The organism is Paenibacillus sp. Marseille-Q7038 (genome assembly GCF_965111595.1).
On the sequence record NZ_CBCOOM010000001.1, the window covers coordinates 1,819,696 to 1,832,014 of the forward strand.

A 12,319-nucleotide genomic window follows, 5' to 3' on the forward strand; every position below is an offset into this window, starting at 1 on the left:
CACTTATTCAACAGGAATTTTATACACCATTTTTTGTACCTGTTCGGATTCAGTAATATGTGCGCCTACCAAATGAGCATCTTCCGGAAAGACAATTAGGAAATAATGTGGAGATAAATAGCCTTGAAATTTATTAACTGTAATTAAGTTCCCAAAACCGATATCATTTTGTTCATCAAAATTGGTGCATTCACTCAATTGATCAATATGTCCAACCTCTACATACTCTTTACCTTCAAGTACAATGTGAATATCAATATATTTACGATGATACTCCGCTTGTTTGGCGTTTGCTAATTCAGTGTTAAACGAAATTATATTGTTTTTGTAACCCTCTGAATCTTTCGTTAATTCGTTACCTGATATGATATTCTCAATTGCCTTATTCAAAGCTGATGAAGTGAATTTATAACGAGAGATAAGCTCAATCTTGTCATAGATCATACTTGTACCTCAACTTTTCTTATGATCTCCGACACATTTACTTTTCTATCTTCCTTCAATGAGAGTGTTAATGCATCAGCGGTTGCAATAGCAGCTCTAGCAGCCGTACCATCTAGTAAAGGTTTGAATTCATCGTCTATTTCATGACCCGTCATAATTTGATGAAAATAATGCATTTCCTTTTCCATAATGCCGTATAGCCACAGTGGTGGTTTCTTTGATGGATTACCGTACATGATCGCTCCATCCATCTCTAAACCTTTATTAATTCTGGTGCGGTCATCATCCTCTTCTTGACTACGATGCAGCAAGTACCTTTCTTCGCCATCTGGTGTTTTCAGTACAACCTTTACGTCCTGTAGATCAATTAGAATTGCGCCTTTGGAACCCTGAATTTTCACAAAATGATCACTCCAGCGAAACGCTGATCCATATTGTAATGTCGCAAATTTATTATCAGGAAATTCTAATGAAATAAAGAGCATATCATCTTCATCGCCAAAATGTTCACCTTGATGAGCAACGTTACCACCAATCATTGTTACACGCTGCGCAGGGCCCATCAAAAATTGAATGAAATCGAGTTCATGAATATGATGATATAAATGTCCACCTGATACATTCCTTAACTTTTTCCAACTAATCTGATCCTGTGGCTCCTCCCAGCCATTACGTTCAGCATGAGTGAATAGGATATCGCCAATTTTCCCTTCATTAATAAGGTGCTTTGCAGTTCTTACTCCATCCATGAAGTTCATTACATGACCAGCCATAAAAGTGACTTGCTTTTCCTTTGTCATCGCTATCATTTCATTACAGTCCTCGAAGGAAAGTGCAATCGGCTTTTCACAGAAAATATGCTTTCCATTATCAGCTGCACATACAACTGGGTGCTTATGGTATGCATTTGGTGATGCAACAATAACAGCGTCTATATCTTCTCTGCTGCATAAGGTTTCAATACTTTCTTCCACATCACACTCTAATTCTTCGGCAACAGGCAACGCATGTTCAGGATCGAATACGGCTACAACCTCTGCCCCCTCAATTTTATGCAAAATACGCGCTAATCCTGCACCGAAATACCCGGTCCCTACTACTCCATATTTAATTGTTTTCATTATGAAAATTAATCTCCTTCCGATGAGTAAAGTTATTTTACTGAACCATCTGTCATACCGCCAGCAATCTTATTCTGAATAAACATAAAGAATATAATCGAAGGAACAATCACAATAACAGAAGCGACCATCATTTCTCCCCAGTCTAAAATTTCAGAGCCTGTTAAGGAATATAAAGCAACGGAAATTGGCATTTTCTTAGATGTATTAATAAGAAGTAGAGCGAAAAGAAACTCATTCCATGTATTTATAAATGTATAGATTGCTGTGGCAACAATACCAGGTGAGACAATAGGTAATACAATTTGGATAAATACCCTTAACTTCCCTGCTCCATCTACTTTTGCGACCTCTTCGATCTCTAAAGGTACGGTTTGAAAGAAACCGATTAACATCCATACGGCATAAGGGATAGAAAAAGATAGATATGTTATTACCAGACCAAGATAACTATTAACTAATCCTACATTGACTATAATGATGGAATACGGAACCGCCAAAAGTATAGGGGGAAACATATACGTTGTGATCAACATCTTTGTCATACGTTTACCAGCTTTCGGAAAGAAACGTACAACTGCATAAGCGGCTAACGATGAAATGACAATGGTAATTAGCGTAGAAAAAGACGAAACTAGAATACTATTTTTAATATTTACGCCGAAATGCAGATTATTGATAACTCGATCATAATATTCAAATGTCCATTGTTTTGGAAAAAAAGCTAACGGACTACTTGCCATTTCTCCGGAAGATTTAAATGAAGATAATATGATCCATAGGAGAGGAAAACAAGCAATAATAGAAGCGATTGAGAGGAGCACATAAAGTAAAGCTATTGATATCTTGCTGCGACCGACCACATTCATTAATGATCCTCCCTCTCCCATTTATTTAATATTTTAAAGAATCCTAGACATAGTAAGAGTAAGAACACTAATAATATAATAGTTATTGCAGAGGCAACACCCAGCTGCTTCATGCCCCAGCCCACTTTATAAGCGAAAATAGGAATTGTTGTTGTTAAATCTGACGGTCCCCCACCAGTAATTAGATACAATAAATCAAAGTTATTAAAGATCCAAATGGTCCGAAGTACGAGAAGTAAACCAATGACACCGCGAACATGTCGAAGCGTTATATATTTGAATGATTGCCATCCACTAGCACCGTCCATAACGGCTGCCTCGTATTGTTCCATTGGAATTGTCTTCAATGCCGATAGAATGTTCACCATGAACAAAGGGGTACCAAACCATACATTAATAAATACTACGGCTACAAAAACAAGTGCTGGATCCGCGAAGAAGTTGATGTTGCTGTTAGTTATTCCTATTGTTGTTAATAGATTTGGAAGAAAGCCATACACATCATTTAAAATCCATTTCCATGAGAAGGCAATGACGATCGCAGGGAAAGCCCAGGGAATGATCAATAATACTCTAAATAACCCTGAATACTTGGGTATTTTGTTAAGCGAAAGCGCTAATATAAAACCACATAACAGTTGTCCAATGATCGAGAACACTGTCCATTTGATTGAATTTAAGAATGCTGCATAAAAATCCGGGTTTGTCAGTACGAACACGAAATTTTTCAACCAAATCCAATCGAAATGTTCTCTAATTAGATGCCGCGATGTAAAACTATAAAAAACGCTCGATAAAATCGGATAAATTAATAGCAGTACAACAACTAATATTGCGGGAAGAATAAAGAGCAACCCTGTCGTATTAATATTTTTTAATTTTAGAATTGTGCCTTTCATTCGTTTCACTCCGCTTCGAATTAAGAATTAGGTTTACGCGGAAATTATGAGGGAGAGAAGAGAATTTATGCTAGCCCTTCTCTTCTCTCCACTTTTTATTGTGATAACTCAAAAAGATTATTCAATTCATTTTCTGCTTTTTTCGCGGCTTCCTCCACATTGAGATTTAGTAATACGATCTCCTGCATCATCTTCTCTACTACGCCCTGACTTGTTATTATACCGGCCTCTAATCTAGGGCCATATTCCATACCAATCGCAGTACCTTTATTTACGGCTTCACTAATTACATTTACTGCATCGCCAAATTTTTGAATGGTTGGATTATCTAGAAATTTCTCGTTCTCTGCAACATCCTTCATTGCCGGTAGCATGCCGCCTGGAACGGAATGGAGGAATTCAATATATCGATCATCAGAATATAAGTATTCTACAAATGCTTTTGACACGTCTTGGTGCTCACTTCGTTTCCATACAACAATTGGAATATTTGATGTTTCAACACCACCATTTTCCGCTCCTTTTTCTACCGTTGGGATAGGAGCTGCTGCGATAGAATCAAGTAATTTCGGTGAGTTCGTTTCAACGCCGCCAATATGGAATCCACTATTAAAATCAAATGCTGTCTTCCCTTGATAGAATAAATTGGATTGATCTAAGGTTACAAAGTTAACGGAACCTTCTGGAGATACTGCTTTAAATAAATCTGTCCAATATTTAATGCCATCTAGTGCAGCTTGACTCGTTAAGTTCGCTTTACCATCCTCCGTTATTAACGTTTCTCCGGCAGAACGTACATAGAAATTCAAAAATCGAGTAGCCAACAAATCACTTGCACCCATTGGCACAGATAAACCATAAACATCGGGTGGATTATTTACTGCCACTGCTGCGTCCTTTAGTTCAGACCAGGTTGTCGGAACATCTAAGCCTTTTTCCTCAAGCAGATCTGTACGGTACCACATAACTTGTGCATGTGAATATAAAGGAATGGAATACTCAACACCATCAACAGTACCTTCGGTTAACGGTGCTTCGTAGAAACGGTCTCGCCCTATATTGTCGATCACATCATTCATTGGAGATAATGCATCCGCATCGAGCATTTCTACCACTTGGTTTGGTAAAGCAGTACTAATATCAGGCACTTGACCTGCACGAATGCCTGTAGTCCATTTCGTATAAAATTCCGACCAAGCGAAGGTTTCAATGGTAATTTTCACTTCAGGGTTTTCAGCCATAAAAGCAGCAGCTGCTTGATCAATAAAGTCTTTTCGTGCTCCTTGAGTAAAAGAGTGCCAGAATACAATATCCCCTTTTAGTTCTCCATTGCTTGCATTCCCTGATGTGTCGCCATTTGAGTTTGACGATGATTCAGTATTGCCACAAGCAACCACAAATACCGTTAAAAGCACTAATACAAGACATGTTAATTTTCTTGTCATAAGAATCGACCTCTTCCCCCTAGTGAATAGTACAATTCATACACGTTAGCACAAAACAATGGCAAAATTCATTAATCCCATTACTAAGCGAAAACTAGAAAGTCCGGCTCCTTTTCTCTATGATTTATAAGTGATTTCACATTACTTACCATAAAAGCAATGTTGATATTTATACAATATATTAAAAAACGATCAGCGTGAACCTATCAACTCAATCATAACTAGCACAAATCAATCATTTGTCTATATTCGTTTGTGAACTTTTATTACAAACTTCTTACGTTATTGCGGTAGATGTAAGGGGTTACACCAAAATTTTTCTTAAATACTTGTGAAATAATTAGGATCTTGTATACCGATCAAGTATCCAATATCTGAAATGCGTTCATCTGTTTCTAACAATTTTCTAGCCGCGACCGTCATTTTAATATCCATCATAAACTCGCTTGGGGACTTCCCTGTATGCTGACGAAATAATCTGCGCAACGTTGTTGAACTCACGTTTACCATATTGCTAAGTTTTTCAATACTAAAATCATCAGCATAATGCTCAATCATATAGTCGACGATTACCTGTGCCCGATTATCCTTTATATAGTTCTTTTGAAGTTGTACCGGTTTTAGTTGTTTTATTTCCTCGTCTTTCATTTCATTAATTAAGTACGCCATAATGATTTCCAAATAACCACGCAACATTAAATCTTTTCCTCGCTCATTGCTATTGCTTTTCATAATAATGTTGCTGAAAAAAAGTTTGATTTGTTCATCCTCACATTTCATCTTGACCTCATAACTAAACAAATTAGGCCATATCTCAATATTCGTAGTAGAAAACGTGGCAGTGAATCGTAGGCTGGTAAATGTTAAATTTGCGGAAAGGGAAGAACATGATAAACTACAACCTTGTGGAATATATATAATGTCTCCTTCTTCCAGCATATATTCGTTGTCATTGATAACAAAAACGGCCTTGCCTTTCTGAATTAATCGAACCATTGCATAGGGAATCGTAGATTCATAATAGTTCCAATCCTGTTGAAATGAATATTGTTCACCATATAGATAATTTAAACGAATACTTTGAAGCAATAGATGATCTTCCATACTCTCGTCTCCTTTGAAAGGATTGTATACATTAAATCTATCTAAATAAATGAATTTAGAATACAAGAGATTAAAAGATATGTCTATACGTTATATAAAAAAAACGATACAGGGAATTCCCCCTGCATCGCAGCGTAGCATATGTCCTCTGCATGATTTCGAGGTACATATATTATTCATAGTCTCACAGCAGCTACGAGCTTACTGTTGCAATAAAGTGCTGAGCGTATACTCTTCATATACCAAATGATCCAAGGTAAATCTCGTATTATTTTCCTCAAACAAAATACCAATGTTTCCGTTCGGAAGCTCAGTTAAGCTGGAGTATGCAAATTCACCAGTACGAATTACTTTGCTAGCAATCCAATCAAAGGAATAGATCATTCTATTATTTTTATTTGGATCACTACTAGAATAAGTACCGTTCTCTTCAATGACACCAACACGAATAGTTCCATTAGATCGAGTAGTCGCTGCTGGATTTAAAAATATGAGGGCTGGTTTACCATTTATTAATCCGCTGTAATTAATAATCGACAATTGGCATCCACTCGAAGTACTCATGACAAGAATAGAGGACAGTTCTACTTGATCATCCCAGGTCATACCGCCATCAAAACTTGTAGCAATCGCCGTTTTTCCTAGAGTCCTGGCAAACATTTTCACCTGTCCATCCGGCATTTCTACTAACTGAGACTCATGTAACTTCTGTGAGCCACCTGTTCGACCATCATTGGGTGACTCGCCTAAAGTCCAACTCCCCCCGTTATCATCACTGTATATGACAGCACTAAACTCCGTTGTATTAAGTGTAGATGTATAGTATACAGGGACGAGCAATCGTCCTGCATGATCCCCATTATTCAATTGTATGCCTATGCCAGGTGATACTCCTAAAAACTTCATATCTTCTGTCTTGATACTGTCATTCATTATTTTAGGGTTTGACCAAGTAGCCCCTTCATCATCAGAATAAATCATCATAACAAAAGAGGTTGCCTCAACCGTCAGTGGCGATGTTTTGTAAAAAATATGCCCGACAACATTTCCATTATTGAGCAATTCAAACTGATCATTTACGGTATAATCCGTAATAGCAGAGGTCGCTGCATTTATTACTTGGTTCATGTCATTCTTATAGTATTTAGTACCTAAACTATCTACTAACGTTAAGTGTTTATTATTCCCTATCGTTGTGTAGCCGCTCGAATTTATCGAGTTAGCCTGACCCACTCCCCCTTTAAAAGCATCAACAAAGAGGAAGATCCGACCATTATTTCCTTCGACCATTACCGTGTCAATGAGAGAAGCACTATTCGTTAACTGCGAAGTAGGGGCATTAGGGTAATCTAAAAAGTTTAAAATTAACTTAGGATCGGTCCAGGTATTCCCTCCATCAAAGCTACGGCGAATTCCAATATCGATATTATTAGGAGAGTCATTACTGTCTCCATAACGGATGTCTGCTACTGCCAAAGTCGTACCACTGCTTGTAGTTAATAATGATGGAATCCGAAATGCTGGTGAATTCCAATCTTCCTCATCAAATAACAGTGATGATTGAACGGGATTAGCGCTGGAAGGCTGAGTAAATGCGATAGCTTCTTCACTTGATAAAACGGTATTGTAGAGTTTGAATTTTTTAATTGTTCCACTGAATGGATATTTATTGGCATTTGCCCCGTTTCTCTCCGTTAGACCAATTTTTGCTGAGTTTGCATTTGTAATTACGTTGAAAAATCCATAGCCACGAGTATTCGTCCAATCATCCGGTCCATGATCGAGTACTAATTTACCATCCAAATAAATGCGATATCCATTCGCATGATCCGCTGTTAACACTAGGGCATGTTCCCTATTATTAACTAAAGGAACTCTTACACTTTTTTTCTCATAGTCTCCGCCTGTCTGATTACGAATCTCAAATCCTATTTTGTTGTTTGTCATATAAATTTGAAAATGAGTATTGGGAGTGGAAGTGCCGCTATTGGAGATGCTGAACAAAGACTGTATTGTGGTTGTTGCTGAAGGAGTGAACCGAACTGCGATTGAACCTTCGTTCAAACTCCACAGATTGTTCATCGTCAACTCAGAGGATAGATCATGTCCCAAGTGATTAGTAGAGGAGAATATCAAATCATTAGCTTGAATAACTTCGTTATTTGAAGCAGAATGAACCTGAGATGATTCTGGTAAACTAAGAAACGTCAGCAAAATTATAATCATTAAAACGGCAGAAGCTTTTTTCATCAAATCCCTCCAGTATCATGATTAATTGAATTAGCCGCAAAAAGATATACGCTTCAGAACGAGTAACTCTCTCCCATTCATAATTTGATCATAACAAAATACTCGCCACATGAAATAGGAATGAATAATCATTACTAGCATATATCAAGCAAGAAAACTTCTAGCCATTTATCCTAATTAAACGTCGCCTTTATAAGAGATTTGAATATAAAAAAGAAGAAATACAGATTCTGTATTTCTTCCCGATTGTCTAAAATATAATAAGCTCAAAAGTGTGAGTAATTATCATAGGTTTCCTTTTAAACTTGCTGTTTTGATTTATTCATGTACCACAAACGCATCCAAATCAGGAGATATATTACCCCCATAAAAATAATATGATCGTTATCAAAAAATCCTTTGTCCAAAACTACATTAGAATATATAAATTGAGAAACAACAGTAACCGCTAGAAATATGAATAAAATGGAAGTGCTCATTTTGTAGGATATTTTATTTTTCTTAAAGAGACCTTTAATAATAAACAATACTGCCACTACGAGGCCTAGATAAATCAGCAATTTATAGTTTAGATCAGGCCATAAAGTTTCAATCGTCACAAAGCATAAAATCACAACTACCCCCAAAAGAACATGTAAACCCGCATATTTATTCATCGTTCCTCCTTCATCGCCCTTTAATGGTATTATAATACAAATATATACTTTTGCTTTCTTTTTTCCAGTCACCATTATTCTTTATTAAGTGTAAATTCTGTGTCGTGGATTTGATTACATCAGCGCATGAGTTCTATGTTATTACTATCATCAAAAGTATTAATGATTCCATCAGCTACGAGTTCCCCTTTTTGGTTAAATCCTTTAATTTCTATAGGAGGAACAACTGCCGAAGGGATTAACACAAACCAGATTGTTTTATCTGAATCAATATTGATTAGCTTTGCCTTAATGACTCCACTTTCATTGTTCTCGGCAGTTATGCTCTTTATTGATGGGTCCAAAACATTCCCAAAGATCAAGGGAAAAGGGGTCGGAATATCATTTAGTCCAGCCATACTCATATAAATAAGGGCAGCATTTGATTTTGATGAACCAAATCCTCCGCCCCATACCCATTTCCATCCGAGCCCTGCTTTCCTTACAAACTCCACCTGAAGATTCGTTGTATCCTCTTTTTCGGGATGATTCGTGAATACGAGCACTCCCTCTTCAACAGTTTCTTGATAAATGACTCGGTTAGGTGAATCATTCCCTCTAAATTTCTGGACAGCCTCTTCCGGAGTTTTGCCAAGTGGAATCTTGATTGAACTCGTCATTCCTAGAGCCTTGGATGTACGATAATCTGAAAACCCGCCTGGTCGATCATTGAGAAACATGATAAAGAAAAGGAGTACGCTAAGAAGAACAATGGTTATTATCCAAATTAATCGTTTGTATCTTTTAAAAATTTCCATATCTCCGCCTCCAAATACATTATTCCTTACTAACTAAAGGTCAAGGTCAGGTCAAGATCATACTTACTCTTGTTAATACTGACATATCGCTCATTTAATCTAACACAAAATATTTCGTAAAGTTACACTACAAAGCTCATAAGCATCGTGAAAATAAAAAAAGAGGAAATACAGAAATCTGTATTTCCTCTTTTCATTCGATAATCATTGCATTCCATAACATAATGTAAGAGTGCTAAGAACACTTATTTGTTTTCTTTTGTGAAAAGTGTTTCTTGAGCAACTTGTGCTAGTTCCTCGGCTTTGTTGCTTATCTCCATAATTGTTGCTGAGAATTCTCTAATCGTTATTGCCTGCGTATCTGTTAATGCGTGGATATCGGAAAAAGCATGATTTAATAACATCAGAAGATCTTGAATGTTCTTCGTGATGCCATTAATCTGAATCACATTCTCTTTAGAACTTGTCGCCAGTTTTCGTATCTCGTCGGCTACGACAGAGAAACCTCTACCCACTTCTCCTGCTCTTGCTGCTTCTATAGCTGCATTAAGCCCTAACATGTTACTCTGATCCGATATCTCCTTAACCACACTAGAGATCTTACCTATCTGCTGCGCGCTAGAACTAACGTCATCCATTTGGCTTGTTATCCCGCTTACTCGATCATTAAGATGAGTTACCGACTGACTGATATCCTCAATAGAAGCTGTAGTCTGTTCGACAATAGCGGAGAAACTTTCTGCCATTTCAAACAGCTTATTCGCTTTTTCTAAGCTAGTCCCCATCCCAACACCGCCAATAACATTCCCTTGTTCATCACGCAGTGGTATCGCACGTGCAGCAAGCGGAAATCCAAATAACTCTTTTGGAACAACCGCGGAAAGATCTGTATTATTTCGAATGGCGTTCGTTACAATATCTCCTTCTACCAAAGGGTCGCCAGGAGTAACATTCAAGGAGAATGTATTGCCCGGAATGTTAATGAGCAGTTTTTCGGTATCATAGATCCCAATCGTAATGTCATCATTCGTTAGACTTTTCAGTAGGGGTGCGATCTTTACGAAAGCTCTAATCAGCTCGTGCTGCGTGTGATCTTCTGATATCTGATTCATGCTATCTCCTCCACCCATTAATATGGAAAACTTCTTTGTCCGTAATTGACTGAAATCCATTTCATCGTAGTGAATTCATCTAAGCTCCATTGTCCATTCAGACGGCCCATACCTGATTGTTTCTCGCCGCCAAATGCTACAATCGGCTCGTCATTAATCGTAATATCATTGACATGAATCATGCCTGTGTGAACTTTCTTCGCCATTTCCACCCCGCGCTCAACATTGGACGTATGAATGGCTCCGCTGAGTCCAAACGGTGTATCGTTAGCAATTGCAATTGCTTCTTCTTCCGTGTCAAACGGAATTATACATACTACCGGACCGAACAACTCTTCTTGAGCTACTGCCATATCTGTTCTCACATTAATGAGAACGGTCGGCTCCACCATTCTGCCCGTGATTTTTCCTTCTACGAGAAGTTCTGCGCCTTGTTCAATACCTTTTGCTATTAGTTTTTGTAGTGTCTCTGCTTGACGATTATTGATAACCGGACCAATTACCGTCTGCGGATCACTCGGATCACCTGTCGTTAACGAAGCGACTTTTTCTTTGAATTTAGCTACAAATTTCTTATAAACGGAGTTCTGTACCACAATTCGGTTCGCACACATACAGATTTGGCCTTGATGTGTAAATCTGCTGAACGTCGCAGCTTGTACCGCATAATCAATATCTGCATCTTCTAAAATAATAAAGGCACTGTTTCCGCCCAGTTCAAGCAGTGGTTTTTTATAGTTTTTAACGGCCAGTTGACCAATATAACTTCCGACTTTTGTCGATCCAGTAAATGAGATAATTCTCGGTATTGGATGTTCTACAAATGCATCGCCAATCTCTTTAATGTCGGTAACAACTACATTTAATAGACCTTTTGGTAATCCCGCTTCTTCAAAGATTTTACCAATTAGAGTTCCACCCGTAATTGGTGTATCCTCATGCGGTTTCAATACTACGCCATTACCGGCACCAAGTGCTGGTGCTACGGATTTCATGGACAAGAAGAATGGGAAGTTAAATGGACTAATTACTCCCACTACTCCTGCTGGAATTCGATACAATCTGTTTTCCTTCCCATCTTCTGTAGAAGGTAAAATCTTGCCTTCCATACGAAGCGGGAATGTAGCCGCTTCTTTAATCATATTTTTCACTAAGCCAATCTCAAATGCTGCTTTCATCCGTGTTCCACCCAGTTCTTGAATGATCAGGGATGTAATCTCTTCTTCGTTTGCTTCAATATATGTAACTGCTTTTTCTATAATATCTCTTTTTTTGTATGCGTTAACCTTATCCCATTCGAGTTTTGCTTGGTGCGCTGCTTGATATGCGTCATCAATATCAGCGACATTCGCGATATGGAATGTAGTAATAACCTCATCATTATATGGATTGATGTCAGATAACGTCTTTTCGCTTCTACCATCTCTCCATTCCCCATTAATAAATTGTTTGCCTAAGTCTGTAAATTGCATTTTCTTCCTCCTATGTAAACTCTATTATGACAGTATTATTTATATATCGACACATCGCTCGAGGTTATTAAGCTTTACTTTTTAATAATTTGAAATTGATAACTTATTACGTTAACTCGAAGCTGCTGTATAGGTACTAAAAAAGCCGCC

At 37.7% G+C, this 12,319-nt stretch carries 11 protein-coding genes; all 11 read right to left on the bottom strand.

Annotated features, from left to right (window positions below):
- Positions 1-3: 3 nt before the first annotated feature.
- Positions 4-444, bottom strand: coding sequence for a YhcH/YjgK/YiaL family protein (locus ACWPWY_RS08675; protein WP_454191311.1), 441 nt, complete (start codon positions 442-444; stop codon positions 4-6).
- Positions 441-1,565, bottom strand: coding sequence for a Gfo/Idh/MocA family protein (locus ACWPWY_RS08680; RefSeq protein WP_454191312.1), 1,125 nt, complete (start codon positions 1,563-1,565; stop codon positions 441-443). The genes ACWPWY_RS08675 and ACWPWY_RS08680 overlap by 4 nt, the downstream gene beginning before the upstream one ends.
- A 32-nt stretch (positions 1,566-1,597) precedes the next feature.
- A complete protein-coding gene (locus ACWPWY_RS08685) occupies positions 1,598-2,434 on the bottom strand; it encodes a carbohydrate ABC transporter permease (RefSeq protein WP_454191313.1) in 837 nt (278 codons plus the stop codon).
- A complete protein-coding gene (locus tag ACWPWY_RS08690) occupies positions 2,434-3,333 on the bottom strand; it encodes a carbohydrate ABC transporter permease (RefSeq protein WP_454191314.1) in 900 nt (299 codons plus the stop codon). The genes ACWPWY_RS08685 and ACWPWY_RS08690 overlap by 1 nt, the downstream gene beginning before the upstream one ends.
- A 95-nt stretch (positions 3,334-3,428) precedes the next feature.
- The gene (locus tag ACWPWY_RS08695; protein ID WP_454191315.1) at positions 3,429-4,778 is read right to left on the bottom strand and encodes an ABC transporter substrate-binding protein; all 1,350 of its coding nucleotides are present in this window, start codon (positions 4,776-4,778) and stop codon (positions 3,429-3,431) included.
- Between the two features lie 321 nt (positions 4,779-5,099).
- Positions 5,100-5,882, bottom strand: a complete 783-nt coding sequence (locus tag ACWPWY_RS08700) for an AraC family transcriptional regulator (RefSeq protein ID WP_454191316.1) — start codon at positions 5,880-5,882, stop codon at positions 5,100-5,102.
- Between the two features lie 201 nt (positions 5,883-6,083).
- Positions 6,084-8,132, bottom strand: coding sequence for a sialidase domain-containing protein (locus tag ACWPWY_RS08705; RefSeq protein WP_454191317.1), 2,049 nt, complete (start codon positions 8,130-8,132; stop codon positions 6,084-6,086).
- Positions 8,133-8,431: 299 nt separating this feature from the next.
- Positions 8,432-8,788: a hypothetical protein gene (locus ACWPWY_RS08710; protein WP_454191318.1), complete on the bottom strand. Its 357-nt coding sequence runs from the start codon at positions 8,786-8,788 to the stop codon at positions 8,432-8,434.
- Positions 8,789-8,907: 119 nt separating this feature from the next.
- The gene (locus tag ACWPWY_RS08715) at positions 8,908-9,585 is read right to left on the bottom strand and encodes a hypothetical protein (protein WP_454191319.1); all 678 of its coding nucleotides are present in this window, start codon (positions 9,583-9,585) and stop codon (positions 8,908-8,910) included.
- Positions 9,586-9,830: 245 nt separating this feature from the next.
- A complete protein-coding gene (locus ACWPWY_RS08720) occupies positions 9,831-10,697 on the bottom strand; it encodes a methyl-accepting chemotaxis protein (protein ID WP_454191320.1) in 867 nt (288 codons plus the stop codon).
- Positions 10,698-10,714: 17 nt separating this feature from the next.
- On the bottom strand, positions 10,715-12,169 hold the full coding sequence (locus tag ACWPWY_RS08725) for an aldehyde dehydrogenase family protein (protein WP_454191321.1): 1,455 nt from the start codon (positions 12,167-12,169) through the stop codon (positions 10,715-10,717).
- Positions 12,170-12,319 lie beyond the last annotated feature (150 nt).

Coding starts and splice junctions, on each gene's coding strand:
- ACWPWY_RS08675 (WP_454191311.1), bottom strand. CDS start 444: ATGATCTATGACAAGATTGAGCTTATCTCTCGTTATAAATTCACTTCA.
- ACWPWY_RS08680 (WP_454191312.1), bottom strand. CDS start 1,565: ATGAAAACAATTAAATATGGAGTAGTAGGGACCGGGTATTTCGGTGCA.
- ACWPWY_RS08685 (WP_454191313.1), bottom strand. CDS start 2,434: ATGAATGTGGTCGGTCGCAGCAAGATATCAATAGCTTTACTTTATGTG.
- ACWPWY_RS08690 (WP_454191314.1), bottom strand. CDS start 3,333: ATGAAAGGCACAATTCTAAAATTAAAAAATATTAATACGACAGGGTTG.
- ACWPWY_RS08695 (WP_454191315.1), bottom strand. CDS start 4,778: ATGACAAGAAAATTAACATGTCTTGTATTAGTGCTTTTAACGGTATTT.
- ACWPWY_RS08700 (WP_454191316.1), bottom strand. CDS start 5,882: ATGGAAGATCATCTATTGCTTCAAAGTATTCGTTTAAATTATCTATAT.
- ACWPWY_RS08705 (WP_454191317.1), bottom strand. CDS start 8,132: ATGAAAAAAGCTTCTGCCGTTTTAATGATTATAATTTTGCTGACGTTT.
- ACWPWY_RS08710 (WP_454191318.1), bottom strand. CDS start 8,788: ATGAATAAATATGCGGGTTTACATGTTCTTTTGGGGGTAGTTGTGATT.
- ACWPWY_RS08715 (WP_454191319.1), bottom strand. CDS start 9,585: ATGGAAATTTTTAAAAGATACAAACGATTAATTTGGATAATAACCATT.
- ACWPWY_RS08720 (WP_454191320.1), bottom strand. CDS start 10,697: ATGAATCAGATATCAGAAGATCACACGCAGCACGAGCTGATTAGAGCT.
- ACWPWY_RS08725 (WP_454191321.1), bottom strand. CDS start 12,169: ATGCAATTTACAGACTTAGGCAAACAATTTATTAATGGGGAATGGAGA.